Raw genomic sequence first — 23224 nt, 5'->3', positions numbered from 1 at the left:
CCATATGGACAGCTTATTTAGTCGGGTAAGCGGGGGGCATCGCTGCCTCCAACTCCCCTCAGAACCGTACGTGACAGTTTCCCATCATACGGCTCAAGCCTTCTTTTTATCCGATTTCAGTCCCTTTAGTATAGGCAAGGTAAGTGAACTAATTTTAAGTTTAAATTAGACAATATGAGGTGTTGCGGAACAGGCATGTCTTTTACGACTACCTTTTCCCCGTTTTGTAGTGGAGTTTTGCAGATAGCGCAGCGGTAACCTTGTTTTCTAGCCAGCTTCATTCTAGCCATCGTGTTTTCCGTATCAAATACCTTACGGTCTCTTTTTTCCCAGTATTCTTTCAATGTTGGGTCATCAGGACTATTTTTGAATTTCACCATGTTGTGTCTCTCAATCTTAATCCATGACATATGTAAGAGTTGGATATTTGTTTTCGGGCAGGTTGGTGTCCAAGCATTTCCACCATGATGTGGATGCCTGTAATATCTTGCATATATCCATTTCCACGACTTCTTTGGATGGAGCTGTCGAAGATGTTTGCCGATTCTCCAATAGATATAGCTATCCATTGTACCAAAGATTTTCTTAGAAACGACATGTTTCCAGTATTGCCCGTATCCTCTGATAATAGGATTAAGCACTCGGATGATTTCTCCGATGGGTTGACCCCTCATGACACGTAAAGTATCTCCAATTTTCTTCTTCACTTTCTGTCTACTGCCCTTACTTGGTTTGATGAACAGTTTATTCCCCTGTTCAGTTTGGTACTGCCGAATCAAGAATCCTAGGAACTCAAATCCTTCCTCAATATGTGTAACCTTCGTCTTTTCAGGGCTTAATTCCAATCCCCTGTCCTTTAAGTAGGGACGAAGTCTCATATATACAGAGAGTGCTTGTTCTTTTGTCTCCGTTAAGACCACAAAATCATCTGCGTAACGAATAAGGGTAAATTTGCAAGCAGGATTCATAATATAACTATCATTAGCTTTATAGTTTTTCTTGTAAGTAATTCCCAAGGTTTCTTCCATTCCATGAAGGGCAATGTTAGCGAGAAGTGGCGAGATAATTCCTCCTTGCGGAGTACCTTCTTGCGTTTCCGCGAAAAAGCTTTGCTCCATGTATCCCATCTTGAGCCATCGCTTCAATAGTTTTCTTCCTGGGAAGTAAGAAGTTTGTTTGAGTATCCACTCATGGTTGAGATGATCAAAACAGCCCTGAAAATCTCCTTCAAATATCCATTTCTTCTTTGTGCCCCCGTTGATTCTATTGAAAATGCTTCGTATGGCATCATGGGTACTTCGCTTAGGACGAAACCCGTAAGAAATAGCTTCAAATCTGGCTTCCCACTGTGGTTCAAGGGCATTTCGCACTATATTTTGATATACCCTATCCTTTATAGTTGGGATGCCCAACGGTCGCAATTTTCCATTTTTCTTCACAATGTATATACGTTTTGCTGGTTTTGGTCGGTGTTGTAGCGTATTTAACTTTTTGAGTTGCTCATAGAGAAGATTTCTTTCTCTGCGACTCAAGGCTGTATGTTCATCAACACCTGCTGTTCGCTTTCCTTTATTCTGCTGTGTTACTCGTCTAATTGATAACAGTAAGTTTGCTTCGCTTCTCATGAGTAAGCGTTGAAGTTTTCTTACCTTTCTTTGTTGCTGTAACTGTTCGGCACGGTAAATTCTTTGTCGTAACTTCGTCACATACATCTGAACTGCTTTCCAGTCCACTGTGTTCCAGTTTGTATACGAGACGTGCGCCGACGCTCGTTCTGAGGTGTTCATAACTGCACGCTCCTATTCGTCAGAAGATAACTTACAAATGTATTTCCATGTTGAAGACCTATAAGAAGTGGGCTCCCTTTCAGGCTTGTCATGGGTTTGTCCGTAAGGACGACAATATCCGCTCAGTTATACATATTTCTATGCTTTCCTGTTTCCTTTCGGCTAGCGGCTTTTGCTTTCTCTTATATCCTTTACCCTCTGCCACATCGTTTGACTTTACAGTCATCCTACTGCTTGCGCAGATGACATAGGGCTTACCAAGTTTCACATTCCACAGATACGACAGGGTTAGGTGGACTCTTTACTCCGGATAAGTTGCGGGATGCAACGCGGCAGTATTATGAGAATGCCTTTCCTCTTATCAAGACCTGGGTAGAGCTGTACATTATCCCAAGCTAACGATTACGAAGCTTACGAGCCTTCACTCTCGTTCACCGTACCTGTCTTCTCCTAGCGGTATTCCGAGTCATGTACAGACTCTCTGTTTCCACATTTCCTCATGCAACCCACGAGCCCGTTACCAAGTCCGCAGTTTCGGATGGAGATAGACTTTGCATCTAATCTAGTAGCAGAAGCTACCCTGTGGGAATGCGACTTCTTGTCGCACCATAACGTTTCATTATCGGTAGCAACTATTTTGATAGAATCCTTGTATTGACAGGGATTCTTCTTTTTTTGTCTCGTTATCTTGTATACAGGATTTTATACATTGTAGATTTATTAAGGTTTTTAGGCTTATGAATGTTCTGTATTAGTACAAAATTCTGTATAGAATTTTGTATAAAAAAGTAGTTGGGTTATTGTGTTTTACTCTGGTTAATTTTAAAAGATAATTGAAAACTCATCTTTATATTTAAAAAAGAAGGTGTTATCTTTTTAAAGAAGGAAAACACTATATAGCAACTGAAGAACAGCTTAGAATAGAGGGAGGACAAAATATGGCTCAAACTTATTGGGGATCTGAGGTAGCTAAGAACTTAGGGATTGGCTCAAGTACTTTGCGTAAATATTGCCTTGCCCTAGAGGAAGCCGGGTATCCTTTCGAGCGCGGCAATAATAATTCTAGAATTTTTTATCATGCAGACGTAGCAACTATAGAACGGTTAGTAACAGCTATGAACAAGAAGAACGTAACACTAGAACAGGCTATAAATCTAGCTATAACAAGTGTTGAAGAAAATGAGATAGCAACTGTTGCTATAGATAGTGTAGCAGATACAGAACACATAAAATCATTAACAGAACGTATAGAACGATTAGAACAACTTAATTTAGAGTTAATTCAACGATTAGATCAACAAAGTAAACTTTTATAGGAAACTGATGCTCAAAGGATAATTAGAGAAGAACAAAGAGATATTCAATTAATGCACGTATTAAGAGAAATACAAGATAGTAAGCGCCTTATAGCAGCTTCAGAACAGAAGAAATCATTTTGGAATCGTTTATTTGGTAAATAAATTAATTTTATATGGCTGAGTCCTATGCGTTTATGCCGCGAAAGTTGTTTGACCATGAGGGACACCCTCATGGTCAAGTGAACCGTGGAATAAAAAGTGTAGGACGGATCTCCAGCAAAGGAAAAAAATAAAAATATGTATAGGTTTTTCACCTATACATATTTTTACCCAATGAATATATAGTTAAATGTACTAAATAAATTAGAAAATATGGAGGTTGAAGATTTATGTATCAAAATCAAAATCTATATCCATATCAATATACTCCTACTTATATGGATAATATGTATAATCCTCGTGAATTTACAAGTAAAATAGGAACTTTTGTTACTGTATTAAGTGACGTACCTATATTAGGAGATACAATTCCTTCAGGGACTCGTGTTTTTATTCATAATGTTAAACTTGATGCTGCAGGAAATGAAATAGTTACAATAGTTTTTCCTCAAATAGTAGCAGGTGGTTGTATAGTTGGTGGTACAGATGTTTTAGGTTCTACACTTGAAAAACCAGCTAGTGTTCATCATCATGCACACCCCCATCCTCAACATCCTCAATATTATTCTCGTGATTATTATTAATAAAATGATTTTATAGATTAATCCTTTTATTATTCTTTATAAAAGATAATGAAAAAGATCTGAAATATAGAAAATAAAAATTGTTAGAAATTAAGGATTTAATTGTTTATGTATCTTATGTTCTTAATATTTTAATTAAAAATATTGGATATTAAAGGAATCGAGATCGTGATGAGATGCTTATGCAAACGATTAGAGAAGTCCAGGAAGTTAAGAAGATGATTGCAGCAAGTAAGGATAAAAAATTTAATGGTTAGGATTTATTAATTAAATGGCTAATCTTTAAATCGTGGTAGAGGTTGTATAATCGCATTCAATTCCCATAAACTAAATTAGCGAGTTACTATCTCTGAAAAACGGTTTACACCGCCTGGTTTAATTGGTGTAGAAATGTTCCTTTTAAATATTAAAAGGGATTGTAGAGGGGATTTACAATTTGATTAAGTATTATTATTCCTGTATTCATATCATAAGTTTCAGTTAAAATTGCTAATTTAATAAATTGACCTGGTTTCGATCCATCGTATATGGTTCCTGTTACAACACCGTTTGACTGAATTGTTAGGTATAATGTGTCTGATTGAAAACCGTCAATTTGTATCGATCCAGTGTACTTACCAGATATATCTACAGCACGTAAATAAACCTCATTGTTGAGCATTTTATCTAATCTCCTTTATAAGTTAGGTATTTATACAATTTACGTTACTTTTTAATAAAGTAGAATCTATTAATATTAATATAAAAAAATAAAGATTTTACGATTTATAAAGTGATGAATATCACTTAGATCTTAAGATAAGGAGGAGAATACATTTTTGAATTAACCGATTTATTTGAAGTGAATAAATTATATTTATGCCTAGACTATTTTTAATTTAAAAAGGGGGGGGTTAAAATTGGCTTTGCCTTGTCCGCCAAACTATATAATTGATAATCAGGTACCTTTTAAAGAATATCAGTTTTTACCTTTTAAAACGTCACAAGTAATTCAAAAAGTTAAAGAGTGTAGCTCAATTCATCCTGGTAGAGATTTTTTATTTAATGGTGCTAGTTTTAATAATACAACTGTGTATGCTATAGAATCAGGAGTTGTACAATGGGCATTACCAGGTTACTTAGGTATTTTAGGTAATGATAAATTTGTCACTGAATATGTCCATGTTCAACCACTTGTAAGTGCTGGAAAACAAGTTAATGCAGGGGATGCTATCGCAAATTTAGCACAATTAGGACAATTTGATGGTACTCCAATTCCTCATGTTCATATTAATCGTATATTTAATTGGCAAGGTGCTAGTGCATGTGCTCATACTTTTACTTGTAACTGGAGAATTAGGGGTATTGATATACCTACAGGTATATGTTCAAATTCAAATGGTTGGGGATTAGTTAATGGGGTTTGGGTTTTTTGTCAAAATGGTGTAAGAAAGGGAGGATGGTTCCTAGGAAGTGGTGGGAATTTGTTGTTTGCGGATAAAGATGGAATTTGGGCAGGGTTTATAAAAAATAATACAGGAAATATACAATACCGATATTTACGAGATCGAAATCTGCCTGCTTCAGATCCAAATGCTAATAGAGTGGCTAAAGGATGGGTATGTTCACTAGGTCAATTTTGGTTTTTTGATAATAATGGAAATATGGTACGTAATACAACTATTAATGGTCGTTGGCAATTAGGTTCAAATGGTGCTTGCACAAACTGTGGATCATGCAATTCTCAATCGTAGTGAGCATTTAAAATTTATTAAGTGTAGATTTTTTACACTTAATATATACATATTATTTGTAGTGTTTCGAATGTATACTTTTGTTATATAAAATGAGGATTTCAGGGGGATTGGCGGGAAGTTAATGATTTAGGTAATCTGAATGTAAACTAATAATAAAAAGTTTACTTTGGAAAATAAGAAAAAGAACTTGGCTTTTAGGGTTCTTTTTCTTATTTTGATAATATCTGTATCTTATTGCGGTTCATATATTTTATAATTATTTTATTAAAATTTAAAGTTTATAAGGATGATTGAACATGACAGTACAAAAAGAAAAGGTAACAAGACGGGTTGTTTGTAGGAAATGTAAATCAGATCAAGTAGTTGGTTCAAGAAATATGCGGAGAATTGGATATTTCTATTGTTGCAATGGAATGCGACAAAGACCACGTTCACTTGTTCTTAAATACACCACCAACACTTAGTCCTGCTGGAAGTGTATCAAGTGAGACAATAAAACATTATGTGGAAAATCAAAAAACGAGGGGTGAAACTTGTGCCACAAACCATCACGGTTAAAGTTAAATTGCTTCCAACAAAAGAACAAATCATGCTATTGGAACAAAGTAGCCACGAGTATATAAAAGTCATTAATGCTCTTGTATCTGAAATGGTTGAATCAAAGAAAAGCACGAAGAAAAGTACAAAGGATATTGAGTCCAATATCCCAAGTGCGGTGAAAAATCAAGCAATTAAAGATGCGAAAAGTGTGTTTTCTACAAAGGTGAAAAAGAGTAAATACAAAATCGTTCCGATTCTAAAAAGACCTGTTTGTGTATGGAATAACCAAAACTATTCATTTGACTTTACACACATTTCAATTCCGTTTATCGTAAACGGAAAGTCAACTCGTTTAAAGGTTCGCGCTTTATTAATCGACAAATATAATCGCAATTTCGAATTGTTGAAGCACAAGTTAGGTACACTTCGTATCATGAAGAAATCTGCTAAATGGATTGCTCAAATATCTGTCACGATTCCTACAAACGAAAAAACGGGAACAAAGATTTTAGGAGTAGACTTAGGTCTCAAAGTTCCTGCGGTAGCTATCACAGATGATGATAAAGTTCGTTTCTTCGGGAACGGTAGGCAAAACAAATTTATGAAACGTAAGTTTCGCAGTGTTCGCAAGAAATTAGGAGAAGCTAAGAAACTGAATGCCCTTCGTCAACTTAATGATAAAGAACAAAGATGGATGCAAGACCAAGACCACAAAGTAAGTCGTGGAATCGTTGATTTTGCAACGGATAATAATATTTCTGTCATTCGATTAGAGCAACTAACGAACATTAGACAGACGGCACGAACAAGCCGTAAAAACGAAAAAAATCTACACACTTGGTCATTCCATCGTTTAGCACAATTCATCGAGTACAAAGCGACATTAGTTGGCATAAAGGTCGAATATGTGAACCCTTCTTATACAAGTCAAACATGTCCGAAATGTTCTGGAAAGAACAAGGCGCAAGACAGAAAATACAAGTGCCAATGTGGGTTTGAGAAACATCGTGATATTGTTGGGGCGATGAATATTCGCTACGCAACTGTGGTTGGCGGTAATAGTCAATCAGCCTAAGAACCTATATGGTCTGTCTTAGGAGGGGTGATGGCACACCCTCATCTTGAAGGCTGTTCAAAACAGAAATGGACTGCGAATGCTTAGTCATTCAAGAATCCCATCCGTTACACCGCAAGGTATAGGACTTGCGGCTTTAGCCGTGGGAGTGTCAAAAGGAGCAGCAGCGTATGTACGAAGAAATACAAGAGTGAGATGAAGAAAAAGAGTGTAAAGTGTAAACTAAAAAAGCTAAATGGTACGAGGAGTATATTTCATAGATAGGAATTTGAATTATTGAAAAATCAAAATATGGAAGAGTAAATAAAAGACGCTAGTTGGCGTCTTTTATTTATCATCATTAGTGAAACTTCACTGGTGATTACTATTAATATTAAAATATCTGATCTTGGAATTAACTTATTAGATGATACTATTGATTGTATAAAATCTGACAAATGACTAAAGATAATAAAAAAATTCTTGATACAAAAATCTAAATTGTATAATATATAGGTATAGTGTTATTTGTTGAATTCCGTTTATTCCCACGCCTTATGTGTTGTGGTTGAGTTGCAGAAGCAAGTTGTGTTCTTGTTTCAATTTTGAAAGGGCTTCTTTGAGCCGATTAGTGCATATATAGCTTATTTTGTTATGCACATTTTTAATCGACTTGAAGAAGTCCTTTTTATGTTGTTTTCAAGTTGCAGGTGGGATTATTTATGATTCATAACATAACAAAAAGAAATAAAATAATGTTTGAATAGTATTAGTTGATCTAAAAGAGTAATCTAAAGAGCCGGATGATATATTGATTGATATAGATAAGTTATTAGGGAGTACAAATGAAGACCTACGATATAAATCATGTGATGGTAGTTTATACAGGGGAAAAGGAAGAACTAAGTGATATGAATACTTGGAGCTTCCTTTTTTATTGCAATTAGAAATCTGGTAGGAATAATTATGCATATAAAAATGATTTAGCGGAAAAATTTTATTTAATTTCAATACATAGAAGAAAAAGGAAAAAACAAATTCATAAAGGGCTAGTTTAAGTACGATTCATTTGCATAATTGAGAGGGGAAATGTATTGGTAAAACGTCTTGTTTCTTGCTGACCAAGGGAATGCAGAATGATTAGTAAAGAGTAAGAGCGTATTACTACTCTCACAAAGGAAATTACATTAGAAAAGGGTCTGTCAGTGTTTACAATTTATTTGTTACATCGGTCTAAAAGAATTTGGATGGAGAAGTAAATGCTAAGTGAGAACATGAATGACATTTCTAGAACTTGAACAATTGTGCTTTTTGTTAATAGTGAAAATCAGAAGTAGAAGAGGCATAAGCGTTAAAGTGGACTGCAAAAGTGACAGAAAGAGAACAAGGACTAACATTATTTATAAAGATATCTAATAAGAAGTGCTATCGGATTTATACAGAAGGAGGGATAATACCAGAAAATATATGAATGTATATAAAATTTGAGGTGAATTCACCTAATTTCTATACATTAGTTGAATCAAATAATAGATGACTAGGGAGTGTATAACATCCATTTCCCAGTTAAATTTTCTTAGATAAATAGCATGAAATATAGTATGTTCTCACTCATTTTTATAAGGATAAAATATCTTTATATTTTTATAAAAATGAGTGAAACAGAACGATTCACCACATAAGAATATTCGACTATAATGAAACACTGTACGTCATTGTAATATTAAGATGTTTTAAGATTAAAGTGATTATTAGTCATAAAATATGAGTTTCGAGACCTCAGCAAAATATTGCAATGCTTTATATACATGAGATTGTAAAAATTATTTTATTAAAATTACTGGAGGCTGATGAAATATGATAATAGATCATATAAGCAACAATGTAGTAAAAAAATTGGAACAAACGGTGCGCTATGAAAAGAAACAGGTACAGGTATTACGTGTAAGTAAAAGTAGTTCTAATATGCACGCTTACATGATTTTCCCAGAATTCTCAGAGGTTAAAATTTCAAATACTGAACTGGATGAATATATAGAAAATCTATCAACAAGTCTGAAATATGTCATTGATCGCAAGTTAAATCAACAAGAAATTGAAAAACAAAATCATTCTTTCATTATGACGTGCGCAGTTGAGGAAGATGGTGTTATAGATGATGAAACGATTCATTTTAATACGACGTATGTTAAGCCACCTACACTTGCGAGTAAGGTATTTAAGCTAGTGTGTGGTTTAGGAAATCGTTTGAATAGCTTAAAAGAGTTACATATAACAGTATTAAATAATAATATTAATCGAATTGAAATAGAGTTTTATAATGAAAATGAAACATATGTAGCAGTAGAAAAAGAAGAAATTGCAAATGCGATTATGGGGGCATATACAAAAGCCAATATCTATTATTCCGCAGATCTCCGTTATGTTGCAGAAGGAAATGAAATCAAATTAAAGAGCATTAAGCCAAAATTAGCGGGTGATGTGTTGTGAAGCGAGAAAAAGGGATGATTGGAGTTTTATGTACATTTGTTTTTATGATCCTAGTACTCATACCTTTACATACAGCTCATGCATCTGTAAAAGTGGATTTTAATGAATTGAAAGGAAATGATGTTTCTTCATCTTTTAACGAAGGATTAAACAATCGAACAAAAACGACAGAGAAAGACGATTCATTTGGGTCATCAATTATACAAAAAGTTGAAGGGATGTATGCACCAGCTTTTAAAGTAGGGGTAAATATCTTTTCTATCTCTTTCATATTAGGTGTTATTGTCATGGTTATGGCGTTAATTACAAAGAACGGTCAATGGATGAAATGGGCAACAGGGAGTATGATTTTCTCGTTCGTTAGTATGATGGCAATGAGATTAAGTGTATATTTCTTATTTAGTTCGGATGTATTTTCGTTTATGAACATTTTTACAGATTTTTTAGACCTGTTTAAATCAACAGCACTTATTTTTACACCCTTTATGTTAATTGCAGGAATTCGTTTACGAAGAATTCATGAGAGTACAAAACAACCTGAGTATTATCGTTGGTCTAATCGTGTTATAACGGGATCTTGTTTACTATGTATGTTAGCCGTACTAGCTCCATGGTTATTTGCGAATATGTAAAGAAATATATATAGATGCAAAAGGTACTGAATGTTCATTCAGTACCTTTTATCTACCCATCTGATTTTTCCTTTCGTATTCAGCAAATATCTCCTTTGATATAGGAGATAATTCGTTCGATTTTTAATTGGTTTTTTGTTGTAAAGGATTTCCACTTGTAGAATGAACACTCCTTGTAGTAGAGCTGTTATGTCTACAAAACAGACGAGGAAGATAGAAACTAAAATAATATTTTACTTAGAAAAGTATTTCACCTGTTTAAAAATGACTTAATTTATTTTGAAAGGATTGCTTGTTTTGAAAAGAAATCAAGAATATGCCGCTTTACGAAATTCTATCTTGATAGGTTGGCTGCTCACAATTATCGCTATGGGCCTATCTATCTATTTTTCTTCTATTGTATATTTACTAATTGGATGTTTCATTTTGTCATTGAAATACGGATTAATGGGTACTATAAAAAATGTAGAAAAGCGTTTGCCAACCTGGGCTAATTTTGGAGTAATTGAAAAGCCAGTGAATCGGAGGGTGACAAGACCGTTTCAATTTCGGGGCGGACTCATTGTTTCATTAGCATTAGGATTCATAGAGATGGTGATAAAAGGTTTATGTATCTCATATTATATTTTAGGATTAGAAACTCATGTATATCGTTTAATGCGTAGAAACACAAGAGTGTGAAAAGGAGGCTTATATTATGAAAGTATTAATATTTGAATTAATTCTAATTGTGCTTCTGATACCGATAAATATTATGGTAAAAAAACATGCACCAAAATGGAAAGGGAAAGCCGGAGAAAAGATGGTAAAACGTATATTAAGCAAATTAGATCACGAAAGGTATCGGGTGTTACATGATGTGACGGTTCATACAGAGTATGGTGATACAACTCAAATTGACCATATTGTAATCGCAGAAACAGGTATATTTGTTATAGAGACGAAGAACTATGAAGGCTGGATCTATGGAAGTGAGAAGGCAGCAAGATGGACACAAGGTATTTTTAGAAAGAAACATTCTTTTCAAAATCCATTTCGACAAAACTATAAACACATGAAAGCAATTGAATGGGGGATGGAACAACAGCTGCCGTGTATTTCTATTGCAGTGTTTCATCCAAAATGCAGCCTAAAAAGAGTAAATGTTCATTCTAAAGATAAACATGTCCTATATTATAACGATCTAAAAAAATGTATCGAATCCTATATTGATGTGAAATTAACAAAAGACGAGGTCGAGCATATTTACCAAACTATTTTGCAAGCAAATATTACTGATAAAAATACTGAAAATAAACAAGTGAAGTATTTACAGAATAAGTTCGCTAAACAATAAGAAACGGAGAAAGGAACAATGGTATATATAATTGGATTTTTGGTCATCATCGTAGTAGTTATTCGTCTTAACATGAAGTATTACCAGTTAAAAGGAAACCCAAAAGATTTTGTGATGAAAAAGAAGGATTAAGGATATATTTTAGTAATAGAGGTAATAGAATACGTATATTATTTTGGCTGTCACCAAAAGGCCATAAGAACCGTTTTACGATCAATAAATACATATCTCACTATATACCTATTGATGGATGTAGGTGATAAAATAAATAAAAATAAACAGGAGGTTTAGTTGTGAAAGAAGTGTTAGATGTTGAAACGTATTTAAAGAAAATGAAGAATCAGAAAATAAATTATGACAAAGTATTAAGAAAAATGATTAAAGATTGGGGGGCAAGGAACGAAAGACCAAAAGTGTTACTTCATTCATGTTGTGCTCCTTGTAGTACTACTTCTTTAGAATTTCTTGCAGAACATGCAGATATTACAATTTTTTTTTCGAATTCAAATATCCATCCGAAAAGTGAATACATGCGACGCTCTAATGAACAAAAGATTTTTGTAGAAAAGTTCAATGATTGTACTGGGCATACAGTAGGATTTATTGAAGATGACTATCGTTCAAATGTATTTTTTAAAATGGTAAAAGAAGAAGGTTTGGCAGAAGAGCCAGAAGGTGGGCTTCGTTGTTCAGCTTGTTTTGATATGAGATTGGATCGTTCAGCTGAGGTAGCACAAGAAAAAGGATTTGATTACTTCGGTAGTGCGATTACTCTTTCTAAAAATAAAAATAGTCAATTAATAAATGAACTTGGAGTCGGTGTGCAACAAAATTATGATTCGCGTTATTTACCAAGTGATTTCAAAAAAAGTAATGGATATCAACGTTCAATTGAGATGTGTAATGAATATGATGTTTTCCGTCAGTGTTATTGTGGATGTTCATTTGCAGCAGAGAAACAAGGTATAGATTTACGAACGGTGAACAAAGATGCAATAAATTATCTAAAAGAAAATAATCTTAGTTTGAAAAAAGAGATTTAGTGGAGAAAAATTCGCTTTAAAATGAACCTGTGATCTACAAAAGAAACGCAATATGTTTCTAAATGATAAACGAAAAAGCTAAAATAGTTCTGGAATAACTCCTTACTAGTTAAAGTTCTAGAGAAGAAAAAAATAGTAAGGAGTGTTTTCTTAATCTCGCATTGCCCCTGCCTCTCGGGAAGTCATTGCTCCTTGTCCTGCCCTTACATCATTTTGAATTTCTTGTTTCACTTTTTGTGCATCAGTTTCAGCAAAATCTGGTTTCATAACAGAACCAGGACTTTTTATAGCTTTTTTATGATTTTGCATAAAAACCCTCCTTAACTTAACGTTTAACAACCTTATTATTTACAAAAATACACTTGGTATACCCGATTAGTTGAACTGGTCTCATGTAAAGTACAAGGAAAGAATTAAAAAAGTTTCCAAACATACTATTTATGTAGGAATTAATATTGTAAAATCATTAATTTTATATATAAAATTAATGAGAAATATGATATGATGAAAGTAACAAAATACTTCTAAAACTATCTTGCAAAAGGACACACCTACGCATACATATGCCATAGGTGTGTCCTTTTTATTTGTTTTAAAACCTCGGAAACAAAAGGGAATACAACAGAGTGTAGAAGGGAAACGTACTGTTGTAATATCCCAGAAGTCTATAAGGATACATTAAAAGGCTTAAAAACGGTTAAGGGGAAGAGGGAGTAAAGGTAAAAGACTGAGATAGCATAGATGTGAACATAAACGGGGAAAAACAGACGATAAGATTGCTGTTATTGGATACTTCTGTGTATGTATCTCGAAAAATCCTACCACAAAAGATGGGGAAAGAAGCATATATATTTCTAAAGGAACAAATAGAAGAAAAAAGTGTAACATTTGTCTATGATCATGGGCCAAAAGAGGACAAGTATGGTAGGAAATCAGCATATGTATTTTGTGAAGGGATGCATATAAACGAATTAATGGTCAAATCAGCATATGGCATTGTAGCTTATATTTCAAAACCTAACACTACGTTGCTACCACATATGCTAGAAAGCGAAAAAGAAGCAAAAGCATCAAAGGCTGGCGTTTGGAACATAAAAGGTTTTGTAGATGACAAGATACGTCATTATAACCGTAATGATGCGTCTTAGCACTCAATACAAACTTAATCAATTATGATACAAATTATCATACAAAATGGAGGTCTCATACATGAATGAGAATAAAAGAAATATGATTTTATCCTTTATTATTTCAAGTTTATTTATTTTTGCGAGTCTATTGCCGTTTAGTAGTAATGAATATGTGTATGTTATCTCCAAAATTGGTGCTGCAGCTGGTGTAATAAATATTGTTATGATGAGCGTTTTCTTATATTTTCAAAGTAAAAAAACGGGACATTTACTAAATTAGTAAAGTAAGATTTAATAGTTTTCCTTACCTGCATCTTTTTAAGTTTGGTAAGGAAAAAAACAAAAAAGTACTTACACATATTGTATATAGATTTGGTCCCTTAGAAAAAGAATTAGAAACTGTGGTGATTTTGAGAATCTTTTCCCTCTAGAATTAAAAGATAAGGAGTAAGACTGGGAAGATATTAACGATTGGATACTGTATATTGAAACAGGATACTTAAAACACGGAAATAAACTAGTCATATATTAGCAAATATTTTGCATTTTAAAAAACAGGTGAGGCGAAAATAAGATGTCGATCATTCAAAAGTATCACATTGCAATTGCTTGGACGATAGCTACTACTGCAATGCTAGTAAGTTTGATTTTTAGTGAGTGGATGAAGCTGCCTCCATGTGATTTGTGCTGGTATCAAAGGATGGCCATGTATCCATTAGTATTAATATTAGGTATAGGAATGTATAGAAGAGATCCATACGTAAGAGCGTATTCATTCCCATTTGCATGTATTGGCTTATTAATAGCCGTTTATCAAATCACAATTCAGGCTTTTCCTACAAGTGAAATGAAGATATGTTCAGTAGGCGTTTCCTGTACAGAAGATTACTTGAATTTGTTTGGATTCATCTCGATACCTATGCTATCTTTTGTTGGATTTTTAGCCATCATAATACTCCTATATATTAAACCTGAGAGAGACAAAAGATTAAACAATACAGTGATTATGAACAATATACACGAATAAACACAAAATACCTATAAATAGATAAAAAATAAAAAGAAATTAAAAAAGGAGAAATAAAAAATGACAACAATGCAAGTAAGTAATGAAATGTACAAAATTCCAGAGGCGGATATAGAATTATTAAAAATTATGGCCCATCCAGTTAGATTACAAATTGTGAAGGAGCTAGAACGCCACAAAATTTGTAATGTAACACAGTTAACAGAGCTACTAGATGTGCCTCAATCTACCGTATCTCAGCATTTATCTAAAATGCGCGGGAAAATTCTTCGCTCAGAAAGAAGGGGATTAGAGATGTATTATCATATTGTGAATTTCAAGGCATGTCAGATTGTCGGGGTATTAGGTCTATAATTCTAACTCGAAATAGGGTGATAGAAAGAGTGTTGTTAAATATAGCTGCAAAAGCTGATGTACTGCAGAATGATAAATTCATAAGCTTAGAGTGTAGTCCTTCTAATAATGGGGGAGTTGACTGTGGTGAAAAATTGATACAAGAGTTAATAAAAAAGAGTGCACATTTCTGCACTCTTTTTTATTGTGCTCTAGCTACAATAGATAAAGTATTTTGTTGTGTATGACTCTGAGTAGAGGATACCGTGTTTTGCTGTAAAAAACGATACTTTGAATATTTTAAGAAAAGAAATATGAAGTTTATTGATGTGTATAGTGAAAATTAAAGTTTAGAATATTCTGTGTCAATATTATCAATTTACTATAGTTTACAATTATGTAAAAATAGAACTGATTATGTTTTTCCATAAATATTGGATTACAAACTATCATAAGGGTAATGGGAGCATTTATAGCCTGCTTATAAACGGTGATTGGGATACAGACAATAATGTGATCAAGTACTGATAGAATTTATCAAACGAAATGAGGTGACTGTAACTTGAGAGAAATTGCGAAAAAAGTACAAATGATACGTTTACAGGAGGAGCATTTCGGGCGTCAAGCAGACGCAGAACAGAATTCTGCCAAGCGATGTAAAATAGAAAGAGAGAGTATTAAATTAGAAAAACATAGAGTTAAAAAAAGAACTCAAAAATTTCAAACGACAGAAGAAAAGTGGGACACAAAATGTAAAAAAGCAGTACAATTATTTAATCAAGGAGAGGAATATCCGACTATTGCAAAAAAACTGAGGTGCAATGTGAGTAGTTTGTATAGAGAACTTAAGAAACGAGGCACATTACAAATACCAAAGCAGGTAGCAGTATCTAAATCATTAAAATCACCCACAACATCAGCACAAACAAAAAAAACGAATTTTGAAAGATACAAAGAATATTATATGTACAAATAGAAGAATTCATGGCTATAAATCTATACTTGATTCTTTAGTGTTAAAAAGATCAGGTTTTAAAGGGTACAATGAAAAAATGCATGTTTAGCAGCAAATCTTCTTACAGTATTGATAGAGCATCTTTTTATTTTTTAGGATATTTATTTTCTGATAATAACATCCAACAAATATTGAAGGCTATTACCTATTGCTTAGATCATAAAAATATTCATAAAACTAAATCCTTACTTATATTTGTTGAGTAGTTGGTTAAGAAAAGTTTTTTTACAAATGTTAAAATAAGAATAATTTGTCTAAAGCAAAAGAATCCCCATGTCATAAAGGATTCTTTTAGAAGAGTTAGAGAGATGTTGTCACTTGACTCATATTGATTTTATGTTAAAAAGAAAGAATATTCAATCTTATTTTATGTTTCTCAATATATTTCGTTTATTTTCATATTATAATATAATCAATTCTTTTTATTGATGTATCTCATTCTATATATCTTCCTGGAGTGAATCCTTATACTAAGGATTCCTTTTTTATTAATAATAAAAATAAAAGCCCTCACAATGAAGTGAAGACCTTTGTTTATTTAGGCCAGTATGGCCGCGAGCATATTGTATGATTTTATCCTCGCTAAATTAAATTAAGATCTTAACCACCATGATTTCCGTGAGCATATTGAATAACATCAATAGCTTTATGTGTTTCTGTAGGGGATTGGGCACCAAACATTAAAGTAAAAATAGTAATTACACCAACTAAACCGAGAATTGTCTTTTTCATTTTAATGCCTCCTTCTCAATAACTTTTTTTCCTGCTTGAGAACATGAATAGAAATAATGACTTGCTTTAATATGGTTATTCTCTTTATAAAATGCAGTAGCAAGATATTCTTCGTATTCCTTAATGAATTCGAAAAGTTCTTGCTCTTTAAAATATGATACGCCTTTTAACACTGTCATTTCAAGTGCTTCGGCAGGAAAACCTCCATTCATTGCATCTAATATTTTAAAATGGTGTAGATACTCTATATTTTCAATCTCTTGACAAACGGAATATCCTTTTGCTATGAGATCTTTGGCAACGGAGTGATTTCCTTCCTTCATGTGTTCCCTTGCCTCAATAAAAAGAGCCTTATAGTTGTTAGGCATTTTTTGATTTACTTCTGAAAGATATCTAATGGCTAATGGCGAAAGATTTTGAGTAGCATACATTAAACCTAAATTTTGACGCACCATTAAAATAAATTGTTCTTCGTCTATTTTTTGGAACATATCCATTGCTTTCGTGAAATATTCTTCAGCGAGCTCCCATTCTCTCAAATGAGTACAAGCTAAGCCTATAAGATTATCACAGAATGCTACATTGATCTCATACCCAGCATGTTGAGCAAAGATTTCTCTTGCCTCTGATACTTTTTTATAAGATAATAGCCCTTGATATATGTCATAATGGAAAGCTCCAACTTTATAATAAAATTCCGCTTTTTCCAATTCATCAGGAATGCAGTCTAAAAGTTTTTCTGCTTTTTCATAACTCTCCTTTGCGATTTGGTATTCACCAATAGTAGAGGCATGAATTCCTTTGAAAAAGTGATAATAATAAGCTAAGAAATTATCTGTAGGCATATCAAAAGCCTCAACTTTGTCAAAACTGCTTTTTGAAACGCTTAAATTATCAATTACAAATTGGTATCTAAAATCTAGTAGTGAGTAGTAGAGTAATAAATCTTGATCCTCTTCAACATTATGCATCTTAGAATCAATTATTTCTTTTAATTGATGTGCATTACCTATACGCCTTGAGCGGATTTCAAGATACCAATCGTTTAATAGCTTTGTAATTTCATTATTCCCCTTAGCTGAAACCATCATTATATATTCCCCCATCCTATAAAAGTCTACTAATGTTATATATTACCATTATAGCAAAGTATCCAGTTCGTTTAATTGCATTATATTTATTTTTCAATAAAATTCGGAAAAATAAATTAATTGTGATGACCCAATTATATTTTATTCATGGTTTTCTCATTAACAATTCACGCAAACGTGATGTGATTGAAGTGAGTCGGAAAATATCATGTTTGCATGAAAGGGGAATGAATAAATATGAAAGCGGAACGGATTTTTGAGGGTACTAGTGCAGATGTTATATGGAATAAGGCTTATTCAAAGTAAAAGAAGGTATCTATTATTATATATCTGAGAATAGTACGATTGAGGTAACTGACCATGAGTATCTAAATGGAGAAGTGTTAGATGAACTCCAGCAGGGAGAGGATCATAATTTGTTTGCGGTAAAAGGGGGCAAAAGAGACATGTTGCAGTAGTTAGAGAGGGATGGATTTAATTGTGATGATGTTGAATGGAGAGAGCTAAATCTATTGAATAACGAAATTTTGAGTAGTACAAATGCAATAGTAGAATGTGGAATTGAAGCATCAATAGCACGTAAAAGAATACACGATTTTTCAAAGGGCTCAATCCGTAAAATTGGCAAGATATAATATATTCGGTTTGAATATATTTTATGTCATCTTCAAACTTTTTGGTATCAGAGTAATACTTAAGTTGGGCTTCTAAGGCTAATATACTACCTCTTAAAGCATCTTTCCTCGAACGAGTTTCCTAAAAGCGTATGAGTATTCTTGAGGATTACTGCTTTTTATCAAATAGTGTCACTTCCATCTAAATATTAGTAAGTAGGTTATACCATATATTTCCCAAAACTCATCTATTCGTTAAATAGAAATTTAACGAATAGACTGGTCATGAAACCCTCTCTCTACTATAGTGGCAGCTTATTGAAGTTTTAGGTTTATAATTAATAGACAGTTTTAGTTAAGGAAATTTAAAATCCCTGTCTTTAAAGACAGGGATTAAAAAAAGGGATGACAGTTAACAACTGAAGGTACCATTATATTACCATTATTGGAATTTTTATTCCATGTTTTTGTGTTGAGAAATAAATAATATATGATGTAAAAGGTGAGGTGAGTAGAGGGTTCTTATAGGTTTAGCAATATGAGAAAGTAAATATTTCAATTAAACTTTTCTTGAAACGAGGAGTGGAAGTATTGTTTTTGCTTAGAAAGCATTATTCAAAGTTATGTAGAAATTATAATATGAATAAAAAGAGTCTGGTTAAAAAATTATAAGACACCAATTCATTGGAACGGTAAAAAACTGTTTTCGGAATAGGTGTCTTTTTGTATTGAGTAGAATGTATTTTCTCAACAGGAAAAATTGTAATTATCTATAAGTATTACTTATAAGGATAATAGGAAAGTAGAAATTAATAATAAAGGAGAATGCGAAATGTTAACAGTAATATCTAATAATGATCTAGCTAAAATCCGTGAAGAAGATGTAGATGTATTGAAGGTAATGGCGCATCCGGTTCGATTAAAAATCATAAGTGAATTAATACATCATAAAATGTGCAATGTTACACAGTTAACAGAAATATTAAAACTTCCACAATCCACTGTTTCACAACACTTAGCAAAGTTAAGAGGAATTGTACTCCGTGCAGAAAGAAAAGGACTAGAGATGCATTATTATATTGATAATACTAAAGCTCGTCAGATTGTAGAAATTTTAGGGCTATAGGTAAATTATAAGTAAAAGTTTCCTATTATAGGGGAAACTTTTTTCTATGTTGATCAAAGTATAATCATTTATAAAGAAGAATGAAATTTGGAAAGGGTGAATTTCAGAATATTATATTGAAGTGTAAGTTTTTAATTCAAGCTATGGAACGTATAATTTTTAAGTAAGAAAGGATGGTAGTTGAAGAAAGTCCAATAACTGTCACAATTTCTTTGTAAGCTTAATAAATTATTATGTAATAATTTAATTATAGGGTTATTCGAATGTTATAAAGATAAATGAATAGTTGAGTATGAAGTTATGTATATTTAGCTTTCATTTACATTCATGCTCTTAATATAGTAAGGAAATTAGTAAGGGGGACTATTAAAATGAACAAAAAATTCTTTAAGCAGTTAAAAACAATGGCTACAAATAAAAAAGGATTAAGTGCCGCTGCAGTAGCAGTAGGAATTATGGGGCGTTGAATTCAAATTGTGGGAATATAATGTATGAACCGCAAAGCTTAGAGGCACCTAAAGGATTCCCACAAGGTGGGCCAGTTGACGGGAAAATCGCTTCAGCGGGAGGTCTGTTTGGTGGAATTCTTGATCAACAAACAGCTGATCGATGGTTTAAGAATACACTTAAGGGTGGGGAGAATACATTCACTTGGAAATATACTGCTCCTCGTTCAACAAGTCAGTGGCATTACTACATTACAAAAAAAGGATGAGATCCAAATAAATCTCTAACAAGAGCGGATTTTGAACCAATAGGAACTGTAAAACAAGATGGTTCTGCAGCATCTAATAATCTATCACTTGAACTACTCACCACTTAACGTCCTAACGGACTGTTTGAAGTGGGAGATTCCTGCGAACACCGATGTATCCACCAGTTATCTTAGCAGGCTCTACCCGTAGTCCCTACGGTGAGAACATAAGTATCTTGTACGCTGACTCACCACACTACCTACTTTAGCTTGGTTTTCGCAATTTTGAGAAGCGTGGGGCGATAGAACGTTGAAGATTTTACGGTTGCAACGTTTTTCTGCAACCAACCTCATATCTTCAGTTTTCGAAGAGCAATCTGTACAAGTAAATGATAGCAAATATGTTAGCTTATGCCAACCGACATTCATCTCCCACCTAAAATTGGTGTTTCACACCTTCACATTTTTGAGGAAGGAGTCTTCTGTCGGAAAACGATAAAATTAATGTGCCAACTGATCGCAGTGGGTATCATGTCATATTAGCGGTTTGGGATGTAGCTGATACCGTAAACGCTTTCTATAATGTGATTGATGTGAATCTAATAAATAATGAAAAACCAGATACAGAAGCGCCAACTCAGCCATCTGGAGTACAAGTAGTAAAAGCTACTTCAAATAGTGTAGACTTAGTTGGAAGCCTGCAATCGATAATGTAGGGGTGAAAGAATATCAAGTATTACGTAATGGTGAATTAATTAATACTGTAGTGGGTACAAGTGTAGTTGATAAAAAGTTAAGCTCGAACACGGAATATATGTATACAGTAAAAGCAGTAGACGCTGCAGGGAATATATCTAGGGAAAGTGAAGCAATAGTTATTAAAACAACAGAGGCAAAACCAGATACAGAAGCACCAACTCAGCCTAAAGGATTACACAGTATGGGAACAACTACGAATAGTATTGACTTAATGTGGAGTCCGTCTGAAGATAATACAGATGTGAATCATTATATTGTGTATAGAGAAGTTGGAGGTGTTATGAAAGAAATAGGCACTGCTACTACAACTTCATTTATGGACAAAGATTTGCAAACGAATACAAAATACAAGTATGCAGTTTCTGCTGTTGATACAGCTGGCAATGAATCAATGAAAAGTGATGCCTTAACAGTTGCTACAAAAGGACAAGAAAACACTTATGAACAATGGGATGCGTATAAAGCGTATAAAAAAGGGGATAAAGTAGTTCATGAGTGTAAGGTTTACGAGGCAGTTCAAAGTTATCAAGGGAATGGAGATCCAAACTGGATTTTTGCTTTGTCATTATGGAATGAAGTAAATAAATAATTTAAACAGTTGCTCATTTTAACGAATTTACCGAAGAATTCGCCTTCCTTAACCGTGTGAAGAGCGATAATAAAGCGGTAGGTGTATTTCAGTTTGGTATAGCCAAAAGCTTATGATTATTGATGGAAGAACACAAATCTTTCGAAATTGAGTCTAGTATAATTAATTTCTAAACTCACATCTTTTTATGAAAATAAAGAAGTAAATTCTGTTTATTCTTATTTGCTTTGTATGAATTGTAAGGTATACTAAAAGTAGGTGCAAAAATGCACTATTTGAAAAAGAGTGCAAGGCAAAAAGGAATCCGTAAAGGATTCCTTTTTTGTTTTTCAGAAAATAAAGCAACTTTCTTATTAACTCTTTCTTTTTATAAACTTAAAATGTATTTTTGAAAAATTGCCATATTCCTGTAACAAAACAAAGGTATGTTATGTGTGTAAAATATAAAGAGAAAGAAGGAAAAGTTGTGAAAAAAATTTTGCCAATTGTTGCGTTATTAGGCATGATGAGTTTTGGAGTACAGGAAATGAATGTAAGAGCTGATACTTATCATAAGAGCGATTCAAAAATTAGTTTTTGGGATTCGAAAAGAAAGGGTACTAATTTCATGAATAGTACGTCATTACCTGAAAACTATAAAAGTGCAAAAGAAGCTAATATTGAATATGTTCGTTTAGCACCTGATAAATGGGCGAAAGATAAAGATTTTCTATTTGAAGATAAACCAGATACTTCTGGAAAGGATTTTCTGATAGGTAATTCAGATAACTATCAGGGATTAGTAAAGGAAGATCTAGAAAAATTAAAGGCGGATTTAGATGCCGCACAATCACAAGGAATGAAAGTCGTTCTTACAATGTTATCCTTACCTGGTGATCGATGGCGCCAATTTAATAATAATAAGAATGACGACAGAATATGGGAAGAAGAGAAGTATCAAGAACAAGCAAGTCAATTTTGGAAGGACCTCGCTCTGGAACTAAAAGATCACCCCGCGTTGGTTGGTTATAATATTATAAATGAACCACATCCAGAAACAGCTAAAAATAATAGATATAATGATTTTTGGACGGAAGATTACGAGAAATGGTATGCAAAAGTGGAGGGAACGACAGCGGATTTAAACAGATTTTATCAAAAGGTGATCAATTCCATTCGTGAAGTAGACCAAGAAACACCAGTTATTTTAGATTCAGGTTTATATGCTACTCCATGGGCCTTTAAATACTTAAAGCCAGTAAAGGATAAAAAAACGCTTTACGCATTTCATATGTATGAACCATATGAATTAACGAGTCAAGGTGAAAAGAAAAATAAAGAATATCAATATCCAGGATTAGTAAAAGTAGGAGACTTAGAGAAACCTGTAATGTGGAATAAGCAGGGATTAGAGAAGTTTTTGAAGCCAATCCAACAATGGTCTAAGAAAAATCATGTACCATCTAATCGAATTAT

At 33.2% G+C, this 23224-nt stretch carries 22 protein-coding genes and 7 pseudogenes; 23 read left to right on the top strand and 6 right to left on the bottom strand.

What is annotated here, in order from left to right; genetic code table 11:
• Window positions 1-125: 125 nt before the first annotated feature.
• The gene (gene ltrA, locus ACTJJY_RS29590; protein ID WP_440606182.1) at window positions 126-1787 is read right to left on the bottom strand and encodes a group II intron reverse transcriptase/maturase; all 1662 of its coding nucleotides are present in this window, start codon (window positions 1785-1787) and stop codon (window positions 126-128) included.
• A 938-nt stretch (window positions 1788-2725) separates the two neighbouring features.
• Between ltrA and ACTJJY_RS29585 the strand changes: the two are divergent.
• The 3 genes and pseudogenes from ACTJJY_RS29585 to ACTJJY_RS29575 form a co-directional block, all read left to right on the top strand.
• Window positions 2726-3247: pseudogene (locus ACTJJY_RS29585) on the top strand (DUF3967 domain-containing protein).
• Between the two features lie 227 nt (window positions 3248-3474).
• Window positions 3475-3828 (top strand): NADH:ubiquinone oxidoreductase, encoded by a 354-nt coding sequence (locus tag ACTJJY_RS29580; protein ID WP_440607245.1) that lies wholly within the window; start codon window positions 3475-3477, stop codon window positions 3826-3828.
• Between the two features lie 155 nt (window positions 3829-3983).
• Window positions 3984-4085 (top strand): annotated as a pseudogene (locus ACTJJY_RS29575) (DUF3967 domain-containing protein); the annotation flags it as partial.
• Window positions 4086-4234: 149 nt separating this feature from the next.
• Here ACTJJY_RS29575 and ACTJJY_RS29570 read toward each other — a convergent pair.
• Window positions 4235-4489 carry a hypothetical protein gene (locus ACTJJY_RS29570; RefSeq protein ID WP_440607244.1) on the bottom strand — a complete coding sequence of 85 codons (255 nt, stop codon included), beginning with the start codon at window positions 4487-4489 and terminating at the stop codon, window positions 4235-4237.
• Window positions 4490-4727: 238 nt separating this feature from the next.
• Between ACTJJY_RS29570 and ACTJJY_RS29565 the strand changes: the two genes are divergently transcribed.
• The 9 genes and pseudogenes from ACTJJY_RS29565 to ACTJJY_RS29525 all read left to right on the top strand — a co-directional run bounded on the left by ACTJJY_RS29565 (window position 4728) and on the right by ACTJJY_RS29525 (window position 12659).
• Window positions 4728-5561: a peptidoglycan DD-metalloendopeptidase family protein gene (locus tag ACTJJY_RS29565; protein WP_440607243.1), complete on the top strand. Its 834-nt coding sequence runs from the start codon at window positions 4728-4730 to the stop codon at window positions 5559-5561.
• A 366-nt stretch (window positions 5562-5927) separates the two neighbouring features.
• Window positions 5928-6122, top strand: a pseudogene (locus ACTJJY_RS29560) (transposase); the annotation flags it as partial.
• Window positions 6100-7179, top strand: coding sequence for an RNA-guided endonuclease TnpB family protein (locus tag ACTJJY_RS29555; protein ID WP_440607242.1), 1080 nt, complete (start codon window positions 6100-6102; stop codon window positions 7177-7179). The pseudogene ACTJJY_RS29560 and the gene ACTJJY_RS29555, both read left to right, overlap by 23 nt.
• 46 nt (window positions 7180-7225) lie before the next feature.
• The gene (locus tag ACTJJY_RS29550; RefSeq protein WP_165851671.1) at window positions 7226-7378 is read left to right on the top strand and encodes a hypothetical protein; all 153 of its coding nucleotides are present in this window, start codon (window positions 7226-7228) and stop codon (window positions 7376-7378) included.
• A gap of 1637 nt (window positions 7379-9015) precedes the next feature.
• Window positions 9016-9648, top strand: coding sequence for a hypothetical protein (locus ACTJJY_RS29545; protein ID WP_000582596.1), 633 nt, complete (start codon window positions 9016-9018; stop codon window positions 9646-9648).
• Window positions 9645-10280: a hypothetical protein gene (locus ACTJJY_RS29540; RefSeq protein ID WP_140159070.1), complete on the top strand. Its 636-nt coding sequence runs from the start codon at window positions 9645-9647 to the stop codon at window positions 10278-10280. Before ACTJJY_RS29545 ends, ACTJJY_RS29540 begins: the two co-directional genes overlap by 4 nt.
• A 297-nt stretch (window positions 10281-10577) precedes the next feature.
• Complete coding sequence (locus tag ACTJJY_RS29535; protein ID WP_088021250.1) at window positions 10578-10961, top strand: hypothetical protein; 384 nt, start codon at window positions 10578-10580, stop codon at window positions 10959-10961.
• A 16-nt stretch (window positions 10962-10977) separates the two neighbouring features.
• A complete protein-coding gene (locus ACTJJY_RS29530; RefSeq protein ID WP_440607241.1) occupies window positions 10978-11616 on the top strand; it encodes a nuclease-related domain-containing protein in 639 nt (212 codons plus the stop codon).
• 302 nt (window positions 11617-11918) lie between these two features.
• Window positions 11919-12659: an epoxyqueuosine reductase QueH gene (locus ACTJJY_RS29525; RefSeq protein ID WP_440607246.1), complete on the top strand. Its 741-nt coding sequence runs from the start codon at window positions 11919-11921 to the stop codon at window positions 12657-12659.
• A gap of 150 nt (window positions 12660-12809) precedes the next feature.
• On the opposite strand, the gene ACTJJY_RS29520 is transcribed toward ACTJJY_RS29525, so the two are convergent.
• Window positions 12810-12968 carry a hypothetical protein gene (locus ACTJJY_RS29520; protein WP_166695587.1) on the bottom strand — a complete coding sequence of 53 codons (159 nt, stop codon included), beginning with the start codon at window positions 12966-12968 and terminating at the stop codon, window positions 12810-12812.
• Window positions 12969-13266: 298 nt separating this feature from the next.
• Here ACTJJY_RS29520 and ACTJJY_RS29515 point away from each other — a divergent pair.
• The 6 genes and pseudogenes from ACTJJY_RS29515 to ACTJJY_RS29490 all read left to right on the top strand — a co-directional run.
• Window positions 13267-13807, top strand: a pseudogene (locus tag ACTJJY_RS29515) (thermonuclease family protein); the annotation flags it as partial.
• A gap of 61 nt (window positions 13808-13868) precedes the next feature.
• On the top strand, window positions 13869-14069 hold the full coding sequence (locus ACTJJY_RS29510) for a hypothetical protein (protein WP_025690082.1): 201 nt from the start codon (window positions 13869-13871) through the stop codon (window positions 14067-14069).
• Window positions 14065-14321: pseudogene (locus tag ACTJJY_RS29505) on the top strand (hypothetical protein). Before ACTJJY_RS29510 ends, ACTJJY_RS29505 begins: the two are co-directional and overlap by 5 nt.
• 42 nt (window positions 14322-14363) lie before the next feature.
• Window positions 14364-14816: a disulfide oxidoreductase gene (locus tag ACTJJY_RS29500; protein ID WP_440607240.1), complete on the top strand. Its 453-nt coding sequence runs from the start codon at window positions 14364-14366 to the stop codon at window positions 14814-14816.
• Between the two features lie 60 nt (window positions 14817-14876).
• Window positions 14877-15170 (top strand): ArsR/SmtB family transcription factor, encoded by a 294-nt coding sequence (locus ACTJJY_RS29495; protein ID WP_000210392.1) that lies wholly within the window; start codon window positions 14877-14879, stop codon window positions 15168-15170.
• Between the two features lie 541 nt (window positions 15171-15711).
• Window positions 15712-16125 (top strand): hypothetical protein, encoded by a 414-nt coding sequence (locus ACTJJY_RS29490; protein WP_440607239.1) that lies wholly within the window; start codon window positions 15712-15714, stop codon window positions 16123-16125.
• Window positions 16126-16764: 639 nt separating this feature from the next.
• On the opposite strand, the gene ACTJJY_RS29485 is transcribed toward ACTJJY_RS29490, so the two are convergent.
• Entirely contained in the window at window positions 16765-16896 is a 132-nt protein-coding gene (locus ACTJJY_RS29485) for a hypothetical protein (RefSeq protein WP_000751016.1), read from the bottom strand.
• Window positions 16893-17987, bottom strand: a complete 1095-nt coding sequence (locus ACTJJY_RS29480; RefSeq protein WP_440607238.1) for a tetratricopeptide repeat protein — start codon at window positions 17985-17987, stop codon at window positions 16893-16895. The genes ACTJJY_RS29485 and ACTJJY_RS29480 overlap by 4 nt, the downstream gene beginning before the upstream one ends.
• Window positions 17988-18224: 237 nt before the next feature.
• On the opposite strand from ACTJJY_RS29480, the pseudogene ACTJJY_RS29475 reads away from it, so the two are divergent.
• The 3 genes and pseudogenes from ACTJJY_RS29475 (at window position 18225) to ACTJJY_RS29465 (ending at window position 20442) form a co-directional block, all read left to right on the top strand.
• A pseudogene (locus tag ACTJJY_RS29475) lies at window positions 18225-18622 on the top strand (helix-turn-helix domain-containing protein).
• Window positions 18623-19433: 811 nt separating this feature from the next.
• Complete coding sequence (locus tag ACTJJY_RS29470; RefSeq protein WP_000958631.1) at window positions 19434-19727, top strand: ArsR/SmtB family transcription factor; 294 nt, start codon at window positions 19434-19436, stop codon at window positions 19725-19727.
• 487 nt (window positions 19728-20214) lie between these two features.
• The gene (locus ACTJJY_RS29465; protein WP_440607237.1) at window positions 20215-20442 is read left to right on the top strand and encodes a lytic polysaccharide monooxygenase; all 228 of its coding nucleotides are present in this window, start codon (window positions 20215-20217) and stop codon (window positions 20440-20442) included.
• Here ACTJJY_RS29465 and ACTJJY_RS29460 read toward each other — a convergent pair.
• On the bottom strand, window positions 20421-20543 hold the full coding sequence (locus tag ACTJJY_RS29460) for a hypothetical protein (RefSeq protein WP_440607236.1): 123 nt from the start codon (window positions 20541-20543) through the stop codon (window positions 20421-20423). The two genes, ACTJJY_RS29465 and ACTJJY_RS29460, sit on opposite strands and share 22 nt — an antisense overlap.
• Before the next feature lie 375 nt (window positions 20544-20918).
• On the opposite strand from ACTJJY_RS29460, the pseudogene ACTJJY_RS29455 reads away from it, so the two are divergent.
• Together ACTJJY_RS29455 and ACTJJY_RS29450 are read left to right on the top strand one after the other, a co-directional pair.
• Window positions 20919-21769 (top strand): annotated as a pseudogene (locus ACTJJY_RS29455) (fibronectin type III domain-containing protein); the annotation flags it as partial.
• A gap of 430 nt (window positions 21770-22199) precedes the next feature.
• The coding region (locus ACTJJY_RS29450; protein WP_440606681.1) for a glycoside hydrolase family 5 protein at window positions 22200-23224 on the top strand (1025 nt) is incomplete at its 3' end.

This window comes from Bacillus sp. 22475, assembly GCF_052044835.1.
Taxonomy (GTDB): Bacteria; Bacillota; Bacilli; order Bacillales; family Bacillaceae_G; genus Bacillus_A; species Bacillus_A cereus.
Note: the sequence above shows the minus strand (reverse complement) of the source record. Positions and strands in the feature narration are given on the sequence as shown.

What these genes read in the sequence shown, in the direction of transcription:
- ACTJJY_RS29570 (WP_440607244.1), bottom strand. Translation starts at nt 4,489, where the DNA reads ATGCTCAACAATGAGGTTTATTTACGTGCTGTAGATATATCTGGTAAG.
- ACTJJY_RS29520 (WP_166695587.1), bottom strand. Translation starts at nt 12,968, where the DNA reads ATGCAAAATCATAAAAAAGCTATAAAAAGTCCTGGTTCTGTTATGAAA.
- ltrA (WP_440606182.1), bottom strand. Translation starts at nt 1,787, where the DNA reads ATGAACACCTCAGAACGAGCGTCGGCGCACGTCTCGTATACAAACTGG.
- ACTJJY_RS29510 (WP_025690082.1), top strand. Translation starts at nt 13,869, where the DNA reads ATGAATGAGAATAAAAGAAATATGATTTTATCCTTTATTATTTCAAGT.
- ACTJJY_RS29500 (WP_440607240.1), top strand. Translation starts at nt 14,364, where the DNA reads ATGTCGATCATTCAAAAGTATCACATTGCAATTGCTTGGACGATAGCT.
- ACTJJY_RS29480 (WP_440607238.1), bottom strand. Translation starts at nt 17,987, where the DNA reads ATGATGGTTTCAGCTAAGGGGAATAATGAAATTACAAAGCTATTAAAC.
- ACTJJY_RS29495 (WP_000210392.1), top strand. Translation starts at nt 14,877, where the DNA reads ATGACAACAATGCAAGTAAGTAATGAAATGTACAAAATTCCAGAGGCG.
- ACTJJY_RS29470 (WP_000958631.1), top strand. Translation starts at nt 19,434, where the DNA reads ATGTTAACAGTAATATCTAATAATGATCTAGCTAAAATCCGTGAAGAA.
- ACTJJY_RS29485 (WP_000751016.1), bottom strand. Translation starts at nt 16,896, where the DNA reads ATGAAAAAGACAATTCTCGGTTTAGTTGGTGTAATTACTATTTTTACT.
- ACTJJY_RS29580 (WP_440607245.1), top strand. Translation starts at nt 3,475, where the DNA reads ATGTATCAAAATCAAAATCTATATCCATATCAATATACTCCTACTTAT.
- ACTJJY_RS29545 (WP_000582596.1), top strand. Translation starts at nt 9,016, where the DNA reads ATGATAATAGATCATATAAGCAACAATGTAGTAAAAAAATTGGAACAA.
- ACTJJY_RS29530 (WP_440607241.1), top strand. Translation starts at nt 10,978, where the DNA reads ATGAAAGTATTAATATTTGAATTAATTCTAATTGTGCTTCTGATACCG.
- ACTJJY_RS29465 (WP_440607237.1), top strand. Translation starts at nt 20,215, where the DNA reads ATGTATGAACCGCAAAGCTTAGAGGCACCTAAAGGATTCCCACAAGGT.